Origin of the sequence: Burkholderia sp. NFPP32 (assembly GCF_900119325.1) — a bacterium.
Lineage (GTDB): Bacteria > Pseudomonadota > Gammaproteobacteria > Burkholderiales > Burkholderiaceae > Burkholderia > Burkholderia pyrrocinia_C.
In genome coordinates, this window is sequence record NZ_FPJP01000018.1 from 1 (window position 1) to 18,169 (window position 18,169).

15 protein-coding genes, 1 tRNA gene, 1 rRNA gene and 1 pseudogene are annotated in these 18,169 nt (G+C 65.4%); 9 read left to right on the forward strand and 9 right to left on the reverse strand.

Annotated features, from left to right (window positions below; genetic code table 11):
* The 3 genes from BT264_RS27245 to BT264_RS27255 form a co-directional block, all read right to left on the reverse strand.
* Positions 1–183, reverse strand: a 16S ribosomal RNA gene (locus BT264_RS27245); the annotation flags it as partial.
* A 415-nt stretch (positions 184–598) separates the two neighbouring features.
* Entirely contained in the window at positions 599–1,129 is a 531-nt protein-coding gene (locus tag BT264_RS27250; RefSeq protein ID WP_175962629.1) for a cytochrome b, read from the reverse strand.
* Positions 1,129–2,217: a catalase family peroxidase gene (locus tag BT264_RS27255; RefSeq protein WP_072442530.1), complete on the reverse strand. Its 1,089-nt coding sequence runs from the start codon at positions 2,215–2,217 to the stop codon at positions 1,129–1,131. The genes BT264_RS27250 and BT264_RS27255 overlap by 1 nt, the downstream gene beginning before the upstream one ends.
* 157 nt (positions 2,218–2,374) lie before the next feature.
* Between BT264_RS27255 and BT264_RS27260 the strand changes: the two genes are divergently transcribed.
* The gene (locus tag BT264_RS27260) at positions 2,375–2,896 is read left to right on the forward strand and encodes a sigma-70 family RNA polymerase sigma factor (RefSeq protein WP_034183763.1); all 522 of its coding nucleotides are present in this window, start codon (positions 2,375–2,377) and stop codon (positions 2,894–2,896) included.
* The gene (locus tag BT264_RS27265) at positions 2,893–3,651 is read left to right on the forward strand and encodes an anti-sigma factor family protein (protein ID WP_072442532.1); all 759 of its coding nucleotides are present in this window, start codon (positions 2,893–2,895) and stop codon (positions 3,649–3,651) included. Before BT264_RS27260 ends, BT264_RS27265 begins: the two co-directional genes overlap by 4 nt.
* 49 nt (positions 3,652–3,700) lie before the next feature.
* Here BT264_RS27265 and BT264_RS39360 read toward each other — a convergent pair whose 3' ends face one another.
* Complete coding sequence (locus tag BT264_RS39360) at positions 3,701–3,877, reverse strand: hypothetical protein (protein WP_177318411.1); 177 nt, start codon at positions 3,875–3,877, stop codon at positions 3,701–3,703.
* A gap of 424 nt (positions 3,878–4,301) precedes the next feature.
* Positions 4,302–5,192, reverse strand: a pseudogene (locus BT264_RS27270) (Imm72 family immunity protein); the annotation flags it as partial.
* A 647-nt stretch (positions 5,193–5,839) separates the two neighbouring features.
* On the opposite strand from BT264_RS27270, the gene BT264_RS27275 reads away from it, so the two are divergent.
* Both BT264_RS27275 and BT264_RS27280 read left to right on the forward strand, forming a co-directional pair.
* A tRNA-Val gene (locus BT264_RS27275) sits at positions 5,840–5,916 on the forward strand.
* A gap of 312 nt (positions 5,917–6,228) precedes the next feature.
* Positions 6,229–6,744, forward strand: coding sequence for a DUF2628 domain-containing protein (locus tag BT264_RS27280; RefSeq protein WP_072442536.1), 516 nt, complete (start codon positions 6,229–6,231; stop codon positions 6,742–6,744).
* A 108-nt stretch (positions 6,745–6,852) separates the two neighbouring features.
* Here the strand turns inward: BT264_RS27280 and BT264_RS27285 are convergent, their stop codons facing one another.
* Both BT264_RS27285 and BT264_RS27290 read right to left on the reverse strand, forming a co-directional pair.
* On the reverse strand, positions 6,853–7,734 hold the full coding sequence (locus tag BT264_RS27285; protein ID WP_072442538.1) for a sigma-70 family RNA polymerase sigma factor: 882 nt from the start codon (positions 7,732–7,734) through the stop codon (positions 6,853–6,855).
* Positions 7,734–8,210, reverse strand: a complete 477-nt coding sequence (locus tag BT264_RS27290) for a carboxymuconolactone decarboxylase family protein (protein WP_072442540.1) — start codon at positions 8,208–8,210, stop codon at positions 7,734–7,736. Before BT264_RS27290 ends, BT264_RS27285 begins: the two co-directional genes overlap by 1 nt.
* A 549-nt stretch (positions 8,211–8,759) precedes the next feature.
* Between BT264_RS27290 and egtB the strand changes: the two genes are divergently transcribed.
* From egtB to BT264_RS27315, 5 genes are all read left to right on the forward strand, one after another.
* Positions 8,760–9,986 (forward strand): ergothioneine biosynthesis protein EgtB, encoded by a 1,227-nt coding sequence (gene egtB / locus BT264_RS27295; protein ID WP_072442543.1) that lies wholly within the window; start codon positions 8,760–8,762, stop codon positions 9,984–9,986.
* Positions 9,970–10,983: an L-histidine N(alpha)-methyltransferase gene (egtD, locus tag BT264_RS27300; protein ID WP_072442545.1), complete on the forward strand. Its 1,014-nt coding sequence runs from the start codon at positions 9,970–9,972 to the stop codon at positions 10,981–10,983. Before egtB ends, egtD begins: the two co-directional genes overlap by 17 nt.
* A gap of 307 nt (positions 10,984–11,290) precedes the next feature.
* On the forward strand, positions 11,291–11,608 hold the full coding sequence (locus BT264_RS27305) for a hypothetical protein (protein WP_072442547.1): 318 nt from the start codon (positions 11,291–11,293) through the stop codon (positions 11,606–11,608).
* Between the two features lie 37 nt (positions 11,609–11,645).
* Entirely contained in the window at positions 11,646–11,900 is a 255-nt protein-coding gene (locus BT264_RS27310; protein ID WP_034183774.1) for a glycine zipper 2TM domain protein, read from the forward strand.
* 205 nt (positions 11,901–12,105) lie between these two features.
* The gene (locus BT264_RS27315; protein ID WP_072442549.1) at positions 12,106–12,480 is read left to right on the forward strand and encodes a hypothetical protein; all 375 of its coding nucleotides are present in this window, start codon (positions 12,106–12,108) and stop codon (positions 12,478–12,480) included.
* A 371-nt stretch (positions 12,481–12,851) separates the two neighbouring features.
* Here the strand turns inward: BT264_RS27315 and BT264_RS27320 are convergent, their stop codons facing one another.
* Both BT264_RS27320 and BT264_RS27325 read right to left on the reverse strand, forming a co-directional pair.
* The gene (locus BT264_RS27320) at positions 12,852–15,878 is read right to left on the reverse strand and encodes a type III restriction-modification system endonuclease (protein WP_072442551.1); all 3,027 of its coding nucleotides are present in this window, start codon (positions 15,876–15,878) and stop codon (positions 12,852–12,854) included.
* Positions 15,878–17,896 carry a site-specific DNA-methyltransferase gene (locus tag BT264_RS27325; protein WP_072442553.1) on the reverse strand — a complete coding sequence of 673 codons (2,019 nt, stop codon included), beginning with the start codon at positions 17,894–17,896 and terminating at the stop codon, positions 15,878–15,880. The genes BT264_RS27320 and BT264_RS27325 overlap by 1 nt, the downstream gene beginning before the upstream one ends.
* Positions 17,897–18,169: the final 273 nt, after the last annotated feature.

Below are 18,169 nucleotides of genomic sequence, written 5' to 3' on the forward strand. Positions count from 1 at the left end.
AGATCGTATGCGGTATTAATCCGGCTTTCGCCGGGCTATCCCCCACTACAGGACATGTTCCGATGTATTACTCACCCGTTCGCCACTCGCCACCAGGTGCAAGCACCCGTGCTGCCGTTCGACTTGCATGTGTAAGGCATGCCGCCAGCGTTCAATCTGAGCCAGGATCAAACTCTTCAGTTTAAACCTGTTACTGTTTTCGGTTCAGTTAAGAACCGGTCGCTCACTCAAAGCTGACAGGAATATGAATCACTTCATAAACCTGACTTACTTTAGTGTGAGACTCTTGATACTTTCGCTATCTGATCCGAAGATCAGCTCGCTTCCATCAAGCGCCCACACTTATCGGCTGTTAATTTTTAAAGAACGTCGCGTTTCAAACGTCTCGTTTGTTTCGCGTCTCAATCAAGAGAGGCCGAATTATGGTTTTCCCCGACTTCGCCGTCAAGTACTTTTTTGAAAAATTCTTGAAACATTTTTTTGGCAGGAGGTGGAGCCGGGGATCGACGGGGTTGCAGCCGGTGGCCTAGAGGCGGCAACGCGGGTACGCCGGTAGCCCACGAACCGCCCCGCCGCAGCGAACGCAACCCTCCGTCGCTCACCGGCCTACCATCGCCCTCACCACGCCATCCCTCCGAATCAACCCGTGATACAGCGCCGCCGCAAAGTGCGCGAGGAATGTAGCGAAGAACAGGTACGCCAGCACCCGATGCGCGACCCTGAGCCACGCAAACGTCACGGGATCAGCCGAAACCAGAGCCGGCAACTGCACGCCATCGCCCAGCGTCACCGGATACCCGCCCGCCGAAAGCATCGCCCACCCGATCAGCGGCATCGCGACCATCAGCGCATACAGCACGAGATGCGACCCATGCGCGGCAACCTTCTGCCACCATGGCAAGTCTTCAGGCAACGCCGGCGGCTTCGATAAAAACCGCACCACGATCCGCACGCAAACAAGCACCAGCACGGCGATACCCAGCGGCTTGTGCAAAGCCACCAACACCGCATGCCGCTCGGAGACGGACGAAACCATCCCCACCCCGATAAACAGCATCGCGACGATCATCGCGGCCATCACCCAATGCAGCACCCTCGCCGGCAGACTAAACGTCGTAGAAGTCTTCATCACCGCCCCTCCGAACTCAACTTGGCCACACCAGCCACGCCAGCCTCTTCACTGGTCCGCCGCAGATACGAATCCGCATAAGCCGCCGACCGCGCCGCCAGCAACGGATCCCCCGACACCTGAATCCCCTGCGGCAGCACCGTCGGGTCGTAATTCACGTCGCGGCACGGCCCGCTGTCCTGCGCCTCCACGCGATCGAGCACCAGCGTCCCCGCATCGATCGTCGTCCGCTGCGCGGGCCAGACCTTCGTCGCGTCGTCCACCGGATCGCCAGGCTCCGCCAAGGTGACCAGCAGCTTCCACTTCTGCGCACCGGCCGCGATGCGCCGCGTCACGTCCTGCTGCAACACGTTCGGATCCGCGGCCGTCGCGACGTCCCCGGCGCCGGCCGTCTGCTCCGGCACGACGCGCCACCTCACCGCCTGGCGCTTGCCCGCCGCATCGACGAAGTAGAACGCGTTCAACCCGTAATAGCTCTCGGTGACGTAACTCGCGCTCGGTTTCGCACCCTTCACCCATTGCAGGAACGCGGCCGTCTCCGGATGTGCGCCGAAAAACGCCTTCGCCTTCGCCGGATCAGGCTTGCCCGTCTTCGGATCGGGCCCGGTCGCCACCGTCAGCTGATAAAACACCTGCGGCGTCGCCACCGGAAACACGGGCATCGCGTTCATCCCGGTCCGCCATTGCTCGCCGTCGGGCGCGGTGAGCTTCAGCGCGAGGCTGCGGATCGGCACGCTGCTGTCGGGCGCATACGGATTCCCGCCCGGCAGCGCGAACCGCCCGACCACTGGCGTGCGCACCGCCTTGAAGAACGGCGCGACCGAATACGCGCTCGCGGCCCCGTTGCCTTCGAAGTAACCGGTCACGCACACGCCCTTCGCGTGATTGCGCCGGTAGCCCGGATGGATGCCGCTGTTGGTCTGCAGCGCGTCGACGAGCCGCTGCGGGGTCAGTCGCGCCGGCGCGAGCCACCCGCCGGCATACCCGAACGCGACGGCCACGCCGGCCACCGCGCCGCCGATCACGGCCCAGCGCCACCACCCGCGCCCGGGCTCGCGCTGCGGCGAAGAAGAGGAAGATTGCTTCATGGATGCACTCCCGATCGTCAGATCATTGTCGAACCCGCGTAGGACGCCACCCGCGCCACTTTATTCCACGAAAAATTTTTTCCTATGCTTGATGGAATAATCGGCGCCGACCGGCGTCCTACGCGGCATCTCGACCCTTTCGGCAACCGGCCCGGCCATGCCCTCCACCGCCCTCGACGACGAAGCGTTGCGCGAACTCCTCCCCAGGCTGCGACGCTTCGCGCTCTGGCTGGCGCGCGACGTCCACGCGGCCGACGATCTCGTCCAGTCGACGCTCGAGCGCGCGCTGTCGCGCTGGACGAGCCGCCGCGACGACGCGTCGCTGCGCAGCTGGCTCTTCACGATCCTTTACCGGCAGTTTCTCGACGGCAAACGCAGCGCGAAGCGCTACGCGTGGCTGCTCGGCCGTATCCGCGACGATGACGAAGCGCACTGGCCGTCCGCCGAACGCGAATTCGCGGCGCGCGCGACGCTCGAAGCGTTCGGCCGGCTCTCCGACGAGCAGCGCAGCCTGCTGCTGCTCGTCGCGGTCGAGGGCTTCACCTATCAGGAAGTCGCCGACCTGCTCGACGTGCCGATCGGCACCGTGATGTCGCGGCTCTCCCGCGCGCGCCAGGCGCTGCGCCAGCTCAGCGACGGCGAGCTTCCCGCTCCTTCTTTGCGCTTGATGAAGAAATGAACACGCCTCCGAACGAACACGACCTTCAGGCCTATGTCGACGGCCAGCTCGACGACGATGCGCGCGCCGCGGTCGAGCGCTATCTCGCGCTGCATCCGGAGCGCGCGGAACAGGTGAAGCAATGGCAGCAGGATGCGCAGCGGTTGAGGGCGGCGCTGGAGAGCGTGCGGATGCCGGCGGACAACCCGGCGCTCGATCCGGCGGCGATTCGGGCGCGGCGCGCGGAACGCACGCGGATGCGGTTCGCGATGGCGGCTTCGTTCGTGTTCTGCGTTGGACTGGGGACGTTCGGCGGCTGGCAGGCGCGCGGGTGGAACGCGGCGCCGGCTGTCGCGCCGATGAGCGATGCGGTCGAGGCGTACCGGATGATGGTGGTCGATCAGACGGCAAAGGTGGATTACCGGCCGACGGGTGCGGGAGATTTGCAGGGGTGGCTCACCAGACGCGTGGGCGCGTCGGCGAAGCTGCCGGATTTGAGCGCGGCGGGGTTCAGGCCGGTCGGCGGGCGATTGTTCACGACGGACAGCGGCGCCACGGCTGCGATGGTGCTCTATGAGGATGCTGCCGGGCGGACGCTGAGTTTCTATCTCCGGCCGGCGGAATCGGCACATCGTCTGCTGCCGGCCGGGCAACGCGTGGATGGCGCGCTGCTGGCACGATATGGGTCGGTGAACGGGCTCAACTATGCGGTGGTCGGGCCGGCCGGGAGCCTTGGGGAGAAGGCGGTTGCGCAAGCGCTCGATCAGCAGACTTGAACGGTACAATGCGCGCCGCGGTGGGAGGCGTTGGTTGCCGCCAGGGCCTCTAATCACGGGGTTTAGCCGGCTTGAACGTGCTCACGCTCACCACTCGAATGCACAGCGTTTCGAGTGACTTTGCTGGGCGGTTGTCCACATCGAAACGACGTTCGGTGCCCTCACCTTTGAAATCACAGGGTTTTGAGTCGGCGCGGAACGGGATATCCACATCGATCAGGGTCATGCCGCATGCGGCTATCGGTAGGCTCGCTCACCTTTGGTTGGCACAGTGTTTCGGGTTGTTTTGGCGTGCGATATCCACAACCTGTGAGATAACGCGAACACCTGCACCGAATTCGATTACCCTCACCGATTGAATGCACAGGTCTTCGAGTGTTTTGACTTCTCGATATCCACAAGGCATTCAATCACGACGGATCGCGCGAAAATTATCCGCATCATCTGCTCTATTCCGGTAAATCCCTAGCAGACAAGACATTCGGGCTGATTCGTGTGGTCGAATGCAAGGTGCTCACCTGTTCGATGCACAGCAATTCGACTGGTTGGGTGTGTGAGTCGTCCACACGTGGCCCGCCGGCAATTGCACGAAACGCGATGCGCATTCCGCAAACGCCCACGTCGTAGAGCAGGCTGCCGTCCGGATATCACGGATTCGGGCTCGTCTGCGGCACCTGCAGTGACTCGAGGAAATACTGCGATTCGTCGGGGATGACGCCGTCCGTGTATCGCCGGTCTTCCCATAACAATCGCCAGCGCGTCCGGATGAACAATCCGGTGACATCATCCCTCAGGTTCGGCGCACGAATGCCTCGAATGAAATAATTGAAGCAACCGTCGTTGCGAAAACTGCGCTTGCCGATCGGCACGATGCCCAGCCACTTCGATTGCTCGACGGCAACCGGTTCCCAGATGCCGTCGCAAGGCACTTTCTGGCCGGTCTTGATCGCCGGGCCTGCAGCCTGCGGAACCTCCGGCAAGCCCTCCGGAAACACCGGATACTGAAGCGTATAGAAGTTGTGCTTATATGCACTCGCGGACAGCAACAGCTCTGCCCAACGCAGATGTGCGAGGTCGTCATATCCCGGCTCGAACGGCGCATGCTCTACCTGGTATTCCGATGCTTGCAGCAGTTGGGCTAGCGCGTCGATCTTCGGCGGGTACGGGGCAGCCTGCGCACCGCGGTCCCAGTAGTCGGGATGAGGGAAGAAATACGCGTTCAAATAGTTATACCGGTCGACTGCGTATTCCAGCGGCCCACTGCGCAGCCAGACGTGCCGGTTCCCTCGGGCCAACTCGGTCAGCCCTCGATCGTAGGCAGCGAGAATCTCGGCGATGAGCGGAAAGTGCTTGTCATGAATTGGCTCCGGATCGTCGTCGGGCCACGTGTTCACTGCATGCTCGTACGCGTTCGCGAATCGCGCAAATGCGTCGCGCTTGCGCGTCCAGAGCGACAGGCTGCTCACGCGTTGAAGCAGCCAGAAAATTCTGCGCCGCGTCGCGTCATCCGCCATGTCGTACTGCTTGATCGTATCCGTCATCTCTGACCTTCGTTGTTCGCTGCCGATCGAGTCGCTGCGGTCACTTTGCTGTTGGTCGCCCTGGTCTGGATTTCATCACCTGCCAGCCGGCGTGTCTTCGTCGAGTAGTGGATGTCGTCCTCGTACTTACTGTAACCGTACATCATCCGACACACATCACAGCTTGCCGCTTCGTCTATCCGTTCACCGCACGCAGTGCATATCCCGCGCGAATCACAGTCGCCGGACTGTGCTTATCCAAAGGTGTTAACAGGGTTCGTATACATACGTAGTGATAGTTAACAAGCCCTGTGCCTCACAGTGGATAACCTCCGTAACGTACTGAATTATCAACACGAAGCAGGATGCATAACCATGGGTGCGTCACGTGAACAGCTCCGCGGAGCACAGAACAACTTTTCGTCGATTCACAGCCGCGACGACATATCCTCAATCGCTCCACTGTGAATCCAGAGGCTTGCAGGACGGTTATCCAGAGGGGAATGTGGATAACCTCGCGGCGCCGACGCGTTTCGCTGTGACGTGAGGCATCACGTACTCGCAGCAACCAACAAGACCGCCCACCCGCACACGCGCCCTCGATTCAAAAAATCTTCACGAAGGGGCTTGTGCTCCTCAAAAACCCTCTCTATAATTCGCGGCTTCTTAGGCTCGTAGCTCAGTTGGTTAGAGCACCACCTTGACATGGTGGGGGTCGTTGGTTCGAATCCAATCGAGCCTACCAACGAACAAAATGAAGGGGTCGGCAGCGCGAATTGCCTACAGGCAATCCGGCTCGCCAAACATGCAAACGCCACGCGGCAACCTCGCGTGGCGTTTTTCTTTTCCCGGCCGAAACAACGCATGTTGCCCCGATGCGTTGCGCGATCCACGGCATCGCATCCTCACCGACATCCAGATCTGCCGACCAGCAATACGCACCGAGTAGAATCGTGTGCGCATCGAAGCGCGTGCTCCGCATGCCGCTCGATTTCCAGCGCACCCAAACCGCATCAAAACAACAACGCGCGATCCGCGCGACTGAGAGCAAACGACCATGTCCGAGGTCACGACCGCCGCATCGTCCGCGAGCAACGACGAGATCGCTGCTTATGTCGGCAAGAAAGCCGCCTGGTTCGAACGAAAGTGGGAGATCGCCGCATCGCGCAAGAACCGGCAGTCCTGGAACTGGGCAGCGTGCTTCCTGGGTCCGGTCTGGATGGCGTATCGATGCATGTACTGGCAGGCGGCCGCCGTGCTGGGCGTCACGCTCGGCATCACGCTGGTCGAGTTGCTGTACTTCCCGAAATACTTCGAATCGAGCACGCTCGACCCGATCACCATCGGGATCGCAGTCGCGCTCGGCTGGTGCGGGAACGGCCTCTACAAGACGCACGTCGGACGCAAGATCGAAAAGCTGCGTCCGAACGCGACGTCGAACCAATCGTTTCTCGCGCTGCTGGAGGCGCAAGGCGGCACGAACTGGCTCGCGGCGGCCGGTTTCGCCATCGCGACGCCGCTGCTCGGTTTCCTGATGATCATGATCCGCAACGTCGTGGTCGCGACGCAGTAACCGCGACAGCCAACGATCGGCAAAGCAGGGCGGAGACGCAGGAAGAGGCGAGCGAGAAGCGGGCGGAGCGCCATCGCATACGACACGCGATGCGCTCCCGCGCCACACTCAATGCAGATGCTTCAACTTGTCAGGATTCCGCACGACATAGATCGCGACGATCTTCCCGTCCTCGATCTCGAGCGCTGTCGTCTGCAGCTCGCCATCCGATTCCAGCGTAACGAAACCCGGCAGCCCGTTGATGAACCCGGCCCGCACGAGCTTCGACGCATGCGTGGCGAACAGCTCGGCCAGGTATTCGTGCACCTTCATCACGCGCTCGAAGCCGAACACCGGCTTGCCTGCGGCCGCGCGCTTGCCGCCGCCGTCCGAATGCAGGCTCACGTCCTCGGCGAGCATCGCGCCGAGCGCGCGCATATCGCCGCTGCGGGATGCCGCGAAGAACGCCTCGGCCAATTCGATTCCGCGCTGCTTCTCGACATGAAACCGCGGCCGCGCCTCGCGCACGTGCGTGCGGGCCCGCGCGGCGAGCTGCCGGCATGCGGCCGGGTCGCGCTGGATCGTCGTGGCGATTTCGTCGAACTCGAGGCCGAACACGTCGTGCAGCAGGAACGCCGCGCGTTCGAGCGGCGAGAGCCGTTCAAGCGCAAGCATCAGCGGCAGCGTGACGTCTTCCTGTTCGTCTTCCTCGACGACCGGCTCGGGCAGCCAGGGGCCGATATAGGTCTCGCGCTGGTGCCGCGCAGACTTCAACTGGTCGAGGCACATGCGCATCACCATGCGGCGCAGGAACGCCTCGGGCACGCGCACTTCGGTGCGGTCGACGTCCATCCAGCGGATGAACGCCTCCTGCACCACGTCCTCGGCATCCGCGACGGAACCGAGCATCCGGTACGCGACGCGGATCAGCGTGCGGCGCAGCGGGTCGAAGCTCGCGGCCGCGTCGGCCGGTTCTTCGGCGCTGCCCGCGGCCGGATCGAGGTTCGTCATCAGGCCACCATCTTCGCGGCAGCGGCCTTCGCTTCAGCCGGCTCGACCCACAGCCCGAAGCCGACAGCGAGCCGGTTCCAGCCGTTGATCACGTTGATCATCAGCGTGAGTTTCACCTGTTCCTCCTGGCTGAAGTGGTCGTTCAGCGCCGCATAGGCCGCTTCGTGCGCGGCGTGGCCCTCGGACAGCCGCGTGAGCGCTTCGGTCCAGCCGAGCGCCGCGCGTTCGCGGTCGGTGTAGCAGGGTGCTTCGCGCCAAGCGGACAGCAGGTAGATGCGCTGCTCGGTCTCGCCTTGCTCGCGCGCTTCGACGGTGTGCATGTTAATGCAGTTCGCGCACGCGTTGATCTGCGATGCGCGGATCTTGACCAGCTCGATCAGCGTCGGCTCGAGGCTCCCGGCGGCGGCGACCGACACGGTCATCCAGTTCTTCATCAGCGCGGGCGCGGCGGCAAACGGATTGAGTTTCGCAGTCATGGTTCCTTCTCCTTTCGTGTGGGTTCCGGTGATATGACGAGCGAGCCCCCCGCGCATGTGACATCGATGCAAAAAATTTTTGGAAGGGCGCGGGAACGCGGGTCAGCAGGGTGCCGATGACCACGAACGACCGAACGACGTGACAGCGTTTGTCAGACGAGAACCCCACGCGTCGGCGGGCCATCACGATCGCCGCGCGGATGTCATGGGCCGTCAGTAGTCGCAACAGCCGGCATGTGCGTTGCACACCCCGCAACGCCGCACTCGGGCACGCATCAACGGTCAGTCACGCATGCGACACGCGCACGGCCAATACTTTCATTTTTCTTTCGATCACGTTTCATCCGCATCCCGATTCGCAGCATTCACATTTCTGGACCATACTGTTCTGCACGGGCAGATGAAGTGAAGCCGCATCAGCGGCCCGGCGCGCGCGCCGGCTGCCCGACGACGCAGCAGCAGGTCGCACGTCAGCCGCGCGCATCACGCGCTAGGCTTTCCCTTTTCCGGCAACGCAACGCAGCGAATTGCGACGTGAACGGTAAACCGATGAGCCTCCTTGCATCACAGCTTCAGCGCCGTTTCCAGGACGTGCGCGCCCATAGCGTCGCGTTGACCGCGACGCTGTCCGCCGAAGACCAGGCCGTGCAGTCGATGCCCGACGCGAGCCCGACGAAATGGCACCTCGCGCATACGACCTGGTTCTTCGAAACCGTCGTGCTGATGCGCCGCGTGCCCGGCTACGCGCCGTTCAACGACGCCTTCCAGTTCCTCTTCAATTCCTATTACGAAGCGCTCGGCCCGCGCCATCCGCGGCCGCAGCGCGGGCTGCTCACGCGGCCGTCGCTCGACGAGGTGCACGCGTACCGGCAGCACGTCGACGAAGCGATGCTGCGCGCGTTGGCCGGCGCCGATCCGGCGCTGCTCGAGGCAATCGCGCCCGAGATCGAGCTCGGCCTGCATCACGAGCAGCAGCACCAGGAGCTGATCGTCACGGACATGCTGCATGCGTTCTCGTGCAACCCGCTGAAGCCGGCGTTCCGGCCGCGCAACGGGGCCGACGCGCAAGCCGCGCTGGCCGCGGGCGACGCAGGCCCGTTGCACTGGCTGCACCAGCCGGGCGGGCTCGTCGAGATCGGCCACGACGGCGATGCGTTCTCGTTCGACAACGAACGGCCGCGCCATACGGCGCTCGTACGGCCGTACGAGATCGCGAACCGGCTCGTGACGAATGCGGAATTCGCGGCGTTCGTCGCCGACGGCGGCTACACGCGCCCCGAATACTGGCTGTCCGACGGCTGGGCCACGGTGCAGCGGGAAGGGTGGCAAGGGCCCGCGTATTGGATGCCCGACGACGATGATGCGGCCGCCACGCGCGTACGACGCACGTTCGGCCTGCACGGCGTCGAACCGCTCGCGCCGGACGCACCGGTGTGTCACGTGAGCTTCTACGAAGCGGCCGCGTATGCGGAATGGGCCGGCGCGCGGCTGCCGACCGAGTTCGAATGGGAAGCCGCGTTCGCCGCGGACGGCATCAGGCAGATGCTCGGGCACGTGTGGCAATGGACGCGTTCGTCCTACGAGCCGTATCCGGGCTTTCGGCCGCTCGCGGGTGTCGCGGCCGAATACAACGGCAAGTTCATGGTCGGCCAGCAGGTCCTGCGCGGCAGCAGCATCGCGACGCCGCCCGGGCACGAACGGCCGACGTACCGCAATTTCTTTCCGCCGGCCGCGCGCTGGCAATTCACGGGGGTGCGACTTGCGCGAGACGTCTGACCTCACGGCCACGAGCGGTGGCCAGCAACCCGCCCGCGATTCGCGGCCGAGCGCGTTCGAGCGCGACCTGATCGACGGACTGTCGCGCACGCCGCGCAGCATTTCGCCGAAATACTTCTACGATGCGGCCGGCTCCGCGCTGTTCGACCGCATCTGCGAACTGCCCGAGTACTACCCGACACGCACCGAGCTCGGCATCCTGCGCGATCGCGCGGTGGAGATCGTGCGGCGCGTCGGCCCGCATGCGGACATCGTCGAATTCGGCGCGGGCTCGCTCGAGAAGATCCGCGTGCTGCTCGACGCGTTCGCGGGCAACTACGCGAATGCGCCGGCGCGCTACGTGCCGGTCGACATCTCGGCCGACTACCTGCACGGCGCGGCTGCACGGCTGCGTTCGGCCTATCCGTGGCTCGACGTCGCGCCGATCGCGGCCGACTACACGAAGGCCGAGCAGCTCGCCGAGCTGACCGCGACGCCGCGGCGGCGCATCGGCTTCTTTCCCGGCTCGACGATCGGCAACTTCTCGCCGGAAGAGGCCGACGCGTTCCTGCGCGATGCCGCGCGGCTGCTGCGCGGCGGCGGCTTGCTGGTCGGCACCGATCTCGTGAAGGACGAGCGCACGCTGCATCACGCGTACAACGACGCGCAGGGCGTGACCGCGCAGTTCAACCTGAACCTGCTCGTGCGCGCGAACGCAGAGCTCGGCGCGGACTTCGATCTCGACGCGTTCTCGCATTGCGCGTTCTACGACCGCGAGCGGCAGCGCATCGAGATGCATCTGGTCAGCGGCCTCGCGCAGACGGTGCACGTGCGCGGCCATGCGTTCCGCTTCGAAGCCGGCGAGCGCATCCACACGGAGAACTCGCACAAGTTCACGATCGACGGTTTCCATGCGATCGCGCGCCGCGCAGGATTCGAGCCCGATACCGTGTGGACCGACGCGGACAACCTGTTCAGCGTGCACTGGCTGCGCAGCGTCGACGATATCCGCGCATAACGCGCGCTCCGGCGAACCGCTCGCGCACGGTGCGGGCGGTTCGCACGCCGGGCATACCCGTGCACTCCGTCGCGCTCCGGCGCGTTCCGATCGCCCGGTTTCGTGCCGAAAATCCCCCTTTTTACCGGCTCGATGCGCCGTTGCAACGGTGCTTGGAATGCCCGCTCCCCCTTGTCCTGCAAGGCTTCGAGGATCGCCGTAAACGCCCGTTACCGGTCTCGCATACCCGTTTCACCTGTGTCGGCGCCCCGTACCTAGACTCCGAACCGTATTCACATGAAGCACGACACGTGCAGGGAGTCGCGAGATGAGCAAGAAACTTATTCTCGGTGCAGTTCTCGGTGTAGCGGCGCTGGCAGCCTCGGGCGTCGCATCGGCCCACGTCGATCTGTCGGTCGGCATCGGCGTGCCGGGCGTCTACGCGGCGCCGCCGCCCGTCTACGTGGCTCCGCCTCCGCCGGTCATGTATGCGCCGGTCGGCTATCGCGGCGACGGTTGGCGCGATGGTTGGCGTGGCGATGGCTGGCGTGAGCGCGAATGGCGCGAACACGAGTGGCGTCGCCGTGAATGGCGCGAGCACGAGTGGCGCGATCGCGGCGGCTGGCGCGGCGGCCGCTGGGATTAAGCGGTTCGAATAATCAATACAAGAGGAGTGTGAACGCATGATGCCCATTCGACACATCAGGCTGTGCGCCACCGCCGCCATAGTTGCGCTCGCAACGATCGGCAGCGCGCACGCGGCGGGCTGCATGAAGGGCGCGGTGGTCGGCGGTGTTGCCGGCCACTACGCCGGGCACCACGCCGTCGCCGGTGCGGTCGGCGGCTGTATCGTCGGCCACCACATGGCGAAGAAGCACGCGCAAGAGCAGGCCGCGCAGCACAAGGCCGCCGTGCAGGGCATGCAGCCGGCGCAGTAAGCACAATCGTCAACGGGGCGGCGCTGCGGCGCCGCGCCTGCCTGCTTCCTTTCCCCGTTCACGCATGACAGGATGGCGGCGCCATCCGGATTGATCTGATGAATGCATGCCACGCGCATCGTTACGATCATTTACAACGTGGTGTGGCGCGAATCGTGCGCGTTCCTAGAATGCAATCACACAAACGCGCTCCAGGGAGCACTAGATGAAAACTCAACGATATCTGTCCGTACTGACGGCCGCGTTGCTCGCGCTCGGCACGGTTTCCGCGTATGCGGCCGCCGGCGGCAATGGCGGTGGCAACGGTGGCGGTCATGGCGCAGGCGGTTCCGGCGGTAACGCTGGCGGCATGTCCGGCGGCCATATGAGCAGTTCGGCGCTCAGCAACTCGAACAGCATTCATGCGGGCGACCGCGACAAGGGCCTGGCGCGCGCGGCCGACCGCTCCGATACGATCGCCGATCGCGCCGGCGTGCAGCCAGGCCAGGGTCACACGCACGGGCATACGCACGGCCATACCGCGCATGCGTCGACGTCCACGCATCATTCGCATCGCAACGCATTCGGCCGCACGCTGTAAGCACGGCACGCAAATGTGATGGAAGGGCGCTTCGGCGCCCTTTTTCATTGCGGAAACGCCATGCCGCTGTCGCGCGAAAACATCGTGCCGACCCGATTTGCAACCAGCCGTAACCGCGCCGCAAACGCGCGAGAATACGAATCGCTTTCACGCGGGTAACAAACGGGAAATCGACGCCGGTAGCGGGCATCGCACGGGTGCTGGCGCACGGTCCGATCCACGAAAAACTGCGCGTCGTGAGCCGTTTGCGCGGCAGATCGATCTACTCGCTCTGCGCGACCCTCCGACCCGTTCCTGGAAAAACAAAACCCCACGCTCCGAAAAACGTGGGGTTCGTCAGCAGCCTGGGCGGCTCGTCGCCGCCCTTCGTTTCAGCGCCCGGCGCCCGCCAGCGGCGCCGCGGGTTCGAACAACGCGTCCGCCTGCCTGACGCGCACGAACCGCGCCGCGCCGTCGCCGTCCACCAGTGCACGGAAATGCGCTTCGCCGCACGCGAGCTTCGCGCGCTCGTGCTCGCTCGGCACGTTGCCGTCCGCATTCGGCGTATCGACGACGAAGTACAGCCGCTCGCCGCCGTCCTGTTCCGCGAGCACGGCCCAGTCCGGGTGATAGCTGCCGAGCGGCGTCGGCACGCGGAACCACGCGGGCAGCTTCGCGTACAGCTTCACGCCGTCGTGCGCTTCGAGCGCATCGGCGAACGCGCGCTCCGCGTCCGTCTCGCACACGACCGCTTCGTGGATCGACTTCCGCGCATCGGGCCGCAGGTTGCGCAGATAGCCGGTCAGCGCCTCACTCTCGAACGATTCGAGCGCATGGACGTGGCGCTCGCCGAGCTTGCGGTACGCGATGCCCGCGACGAGCGCGAGCCGCTTGCAGCGGTTGATCGCCTCGGCCGCGACCGCGATGAACTGCTGCGGATTCACGCGGAAATCGTCGAGCCGGCCGCTGTCGGCCAGGATCGTCGCAAGCGAGCGGCGCGTGAGCTGCGTGCGGTCCTGCAGTTCGGTGAGCAGGTCGGGCAGCGGCAGTTCGCCTTCGTCGATCAGCACCGTGCCGGCGCCGGCCACCTCGATCGCCTCGATGCCGGCCTTGCCGATATCGATCTCGGCCTTGCGCCACTGCAGCCGCGCGCGTGCGATGTCCGGCGCGTCGTGCAACGCGGCCGCGCAGTCGCGCACGAGCTTCGCGTTGTCGAACTCGACGCGATACACGGTGCGATGGCGGATGCGATCCCACAGCGCGCGGAAATCCTCGCCGAACACCACGGCCTTGCCCGACGCATCGCGCCGCAGCGCGATCGCGCGGCGCTCGTCCGCGTTGCGCACCGCAAAGCGGCCCGACAGCTTGCGCAGCGTCGCGACGATCGGCGCACGCAGCATCTCGAACGCGTCGGGCAGCACGAGCGCGCTCTGGCGCAGCGCATCCTTCAGCCGGTCGAGCACCTTGCCCTGCGCGTCGACGTAGCCCTGTTCGTGCAGATGGTTCCACAGCACGCGCGACAGCTCGATGCCGAGCGCATGCGCGGGCCCGTCGCCTTCCTGCACGGGCAGCGCCGCGAACTGATGCTCCTCGACGATCCCGAAACGAATGCCCGTGTCGGCCTCGATTTCCTTCTGCAGGTTCTCCGCGAACGACTCGTACCGCTCGGTCGCGATCACGGTGAGCGTGTTCACGCCCGCGTCGCGCACGCGTTCGCCGTCCTGGTCGACGGCGAGGCGCAGCCCGCGGCCGAGCGTCTGGCGGCGCTCGCGTTCGGTCTGGATGTCGCGCAGCGTGCAGATCTGGAACACGTTCGGGTTGTCCCAGCCTTCCTTCAGCGCCGAGTGCGAGAAGATGAACTTCAGCGGCGTGTCGAACGACAGCAGCGCTTCCTTCTCGCGCATGATGAGGCCGTACGCGCGTTCCGCATTCTCGCGGGCCGCGGCGCTGCTCTCGCTCGTGTCGGTCCAGCCGCCCTTGCGGTCGATCGAGAAGTAGCCGTTGTGCGCGCGCCCGACTTCGAGCGCGACGTCGACGCCGTCGAACAGCGCACGGTAGGCCGGCACGCGTGCCGCGCGCGCATATTCCTCTTCGAAGATCAGCGCGTAGTCGCCCTTCACGGGCATCCCGTTCTCGTCGTAGCGGCGATAGCGCTCGACCGAATCGACGAAGAACAGCGACAGCACCTTCACGCCGCGCTCCGCTAGGCGCAGCTCCTTGTCGAGATGCTCGCGGATCGTGCGGCGGATCATCTCGCGCTGCACGGCGAGCGTGTCGATGTCACCGAACGCCTCGCCGAGCGACAGGAACGCCTCGCCTTCCGGATGGCGCAGCTCGACGTATTCGGCGCCCTTCAGCGCATGCACCTCGCCGATCCGCAGCCCCGCGTACAGCGCGCGCTTGGTCAGGCGTTCGAGGTCGTCGCCGTCGGTGACCGACACGATCTGGCGCTTCACGCCGGCCGCCGTCGCGACGTCGAGTTCGACGCGCGCGCTGATCGCGCCGCGCCGGTTCGACACGCCGACGAGCCGCAGGTACGGCTTGTTGTGTGCATCCTCGACGATCGCCGACGCGATCTCGATCTGCTTGACGAGCTTGCGCTCGTACGCGTCGACCGCGTCGAGCCGGTACACCATGTGGTGACGGTCAACGTGCGTCGCCGAATAGCGCAGCGTGCAGAGCGGCGCCATCGCGGCGAGCGCTTCGCGCCCGCGCCCTTCGAGCCCGCCGTCGACGCTCTGCGGCTCGTCGACGATCACGATCGGCCGCGTCGCGCGGATCAGGTCGATCGGCTTCTCGCCGCCGGTCTTCTCGCTGTCCTTGTAGAGGTTGTTGATTTCCTTCTTGTTGATCGCGGCAACCGTCATCACCATGATCTGGATCGCCGCGCTCGCCGCGAAGTGGCGCACCTGGCCGAGCTTCGCGGAGTCGTACAGGAAGTAGTCGTACGGCACGCCCGCGTACAGCGCGCGGAAATGATCCTCGGTGATCGAGAGCGTCTTGTGCACGCCTTCCTTGATCGCGATCGACGGCACGACGATCACGAACTTCGTGAAGCCGTAGCGGCGGTTCAGCTCGAAGATCGTGCGCAGGTACACGTAGGTCTTGCCGGTGCCGGTCTCCATCTCGACGGTGAAGTCGCGCGAGCCGGGCAGGCTGGACGGCGGCAGCCCGCCGCGCAACTGCACGTCGGCGAGATTGCGCGCGAGCGCGTCGTCGGTCAGCGACAGCCGGTTGCCGACGCCCTGTTCGGATACTGCGAAGCCGAGCGAGCCTTGCGCGGCCGCCGTGGTGCCGGGCGCGGCGTTCGCGAGCACGCTGAAGTCGCCGCGATACGATTCCTGGCCGCGAAACAGGTCGCAGACGGCGTCGATCGCGTCGCGCTGGTAGTCGAGATCCGCTTCGAAATGCAGCCGCATCACAGGCTCCGCACGCGCTTCACGCCGTGCTGTTCGAGCAGCGCGGCGAGATTGAGCTTCGCGACGTCGTCGACGAAGCCGCTGTCGCGGAACAGGCATGTCACGTCATGCGACGCGCCGGTCGCGTCGAGCAACCCGACGATACCGTCGGCGAGCGGGCCCGCGTCGTCGCGCGAGATGCGCGCATCGAAGCACGCGACGATCGAGCGGCCGATCAGGTGCACGGCCTTGCCGGCGATCTGGTGATGCTCGACCGGCGTGCACAGGTCGAGGCCGAGCTTCAGCGTCAGCTCGGCAAGCAGGTCGTCCTCGGTGCGGCCGGTCTTCACGTGCTCGACGGACGCGAACAGCGCATGGTCGAAATCGTCGCGGCGCGGGTCCCATTCGATCACGTTGGTCGTGTCGAGCCGGTACACGCGGAAGCCGAGGTCGCCATAGCTTTCCGGATAGTCGCGCGCGACCTGCTGCGCGGCGCGGCGCAGGCGCTCCTTGGTGATTTCGGCGAGCGTCGCGGGCTTCTTCAGCTTCGTGCAGAAATCGGCCGCGCTCTGCTGCGTCTTGTCGCGGCGGTCGAGTGCTTCGGGCAGTTGCACGAGCACGTAGCGGCGTGCGCCGCCGTCGGTCGCGTTCACCTGCATCACCGCGTGGCCGGTCGAGCCGGAGCCCGCGAAGCAGTCGAGCACGATGTCGTCGCCGCGCGTGCACCAGCCGATCACGGCCGCCGCGAAATCGACCGGCTTCGGCTGGTCGAACGGGATCCCGAGCGTCTTCAGCAGCGCGTCGTCGGAGCCCGCGAACGGCAGCACCGACGGCACGTTCTCGTACATGTTCTCGTCGAGGTAGTAGATCCGCTGCGGCTGCGTGGTTTCGTCCGCGCCGAATTCGATCTGGCCGCGCTCGATCAGCGCCTGCATCGTCGCGGGCGGGTTGCGCCAGCCGCGCGCCGGCATCGCGCACGGCTTGCCGGTGACCGGATGGATCAGCGGCGTGAAATACTCTTCCGGCGCCTTCTTCTTGTTCGGCCATGCCATCGACACGAGGCGGTACACGCGCCCATCGGCCGACAGCCGGTCGTACATCACTTCGCCGCCGGACAGGTTGGTCTGCGCCTTCATCCACGCGCGGTATGCCTTCTGCGCGTCCTTCGGGTTGCCGCTGCGGTACACCGCGTCATGCGCGGCGTCGAGCATGCGCTGCGCGTTGCGCTTCGGCCGCTTGAGCGGCGCCTGCTCGAGCAGCGTCTCGGCATTGCGCGCGAACAGCACCAGCGATTCGTGCTGGTACGCGACGCCGCGCGCGTCGCCCTTCGGGTTGCGCTTGTCCCACACGGCGACGCCGAGCTCGTTCTCCTCGCCGAAAATCTCGCGCAGCATCAGCACCAGCGCATGCACTTCGTGCTCGTCGATGTGCACGGCGATCAGCCCTTCGTCGGACAACAGCGCGTGCGCGAGCTTCAGGCGCGGATACATCATGTTCAGCCAGTCGGTGTGGAACCGGCCGTTCGCCTCGGTGTTGGTGCTGCGCTTCGCGCCGCCCTGGGTCTGCCCGGTCATCGCCAGGTAGTGGCGGATACTGTCGCTGAAGTCGTCCGGATAGACGAAATCGCTGCCCGTGTTGTACGGCGGGTCGATGTAGACGAGCTTCACCTTGCCCGCGTAGCTCTTGTGCAGCAGCTTCATCACGTCGAGGTTGTCGCCCTCGATCACGAGATGGCGCGTGTCGTCCCACGCGACGCTGTCGTCGGGGCAGGGGCGCAGCGTGCCCGTCGACGGCGTCAGCGCGGCCTGGCGCGCGCTGCGCTTGCCGTGCCAGTGGAAGCCGTAGCGCTCGTCGGCGTCGCCGACCGTGCGCTCGCCGATCAGCGCCTTCAGCACGTCGACGTCGACCGACGCGCCGTCGGGGCCTTCGGTCACGAGTTCGGGGAACAGCGCCTTCAGGCGCGCGACGTTGTCGGCGGTGAAATCCGTCGACATCGCCTGCGGGCTGGCCGCATCGAGTTTCTGCATCGTCTTTTCCATCGGAGCCCGGCCGCGCGCGCCAGGACGTCGGGCGCGCTCACGGCACCGGCGGCAATGGCCGCCCGGGCAAACCCGAAACGCTAGCGAGTCGGTCGGCGCAGGTCAAGCGCCGATGTGGGCCGGGCGTGCGCGCATCGGCCGCGATCGCCCGCCGGACGGGCCGCAAGCGGGTTCGGGCCGGTTGTCGCGCGGTCGGCCGACGGCCGCTTCGCGGGCGTCGAGCGGCACCGCGGAAAGGACGAAAAAAGGGCACGGTCGGCGCAAAGCGCCGGC

Bases quoted from the DNA above. Each gene is read 5' to 3' on its own strand.
- BT264_RS27250 (WP_175962629.1), bottom strand. From the start codon at position 1,129: ATGAAGACTTCTACGACGTTTAGTCTGCCGGCGAGGGTGCTGCATTGG.
- BT264_RS27255 (WP_072442530.1), bottom strand. From the start codon at position 2,217: ATGAAGCAATCTTCCTCTTCTTCGCCGCAGCGCGAGCCCGGGCGCGGG.
- BT264_RS27260 (WP_034183763.1), top strand. From the start codon at position 2,375: ATGCCCTCCACCGCCCTCGACGACGAAGCGTTGCGCGAACTCCTCCCC.
- BT264_RS27265 (WP_072442532.1), top strand. From the start codon at position 2,893: ATGAACACGCCTCCGAACGAACACGACCTTCAGGCCTATGTCGACGGC.
- BT264_RS39360 (WP_177318411.1), bottom strand. From the start codon at position 3,877: ATGACCCTGATCGATGTGGATATCCCGTTCCGCGCCGACTCAAAACCC.
- BT264_RS27280 (WP_072442536.1), top strand. From the start codon at position 6,229: ATGTCCGAGGTCACGACCGCCGCATCGTCCGCGAGCAACGACGAGATC.
- BT264_RS27285 (WP_072442538.1), bottom strand. From the start codon at position 7,734: ATGACGAACCTCGATCCGGCCGCGGGCAGCGCCGAAGAACCGGCCGAC.
- BT264_RS27290 (WP_072442540.1), bottom strand. From the start codon at position 8,210: ATGACTGCGAAACTCAATCCGTTTGCCGCCGCGCCCGCGCTGATGAAG.
- egtB (WP_072442543.1), top strand. From the start codon at position 8,760: ATGAGCCTCCTTGCATCACAGCTTCAGCGCCGTTTCCAGGACGTGCGC.
- BT264_RS27305 (WP_072442547.1), top strand. From the start codon at position 11,291: ATGAGCAAGAAACTTATTCTCGGTGCAGTTCTCGGTGTAGCGGCGCTG.
- BT264_RS27310 (WP_034183774.1), top strand. From the start codon at position 11,646: ATGATGCCCATTCGACACATCAGGCTGTGCGCCACCGCCGCCATAGTT.
- BT264_RS27315 (WP_072442549.1), top strand. From the start codon at position 12,106: ATGAAAACTCAACGATATCTGTCCGTACTGACGGCCGCGTTGCTCGCG.
- BT264_RS27320 (WP_072442551.1), bottom strand. From the start codon at position 15,878: ATGCGGCTGCATTTCGAAGCGGATCTCGACTACCAGCGCGACGCGATC.
- BT264_RS27325 (WP_072442553.1), bottom strand. From the start codon at position 17,896: ATGGAAAAGACGATGCAGAAACTCGATGCGGCCAGCCCGCAGGCGATG.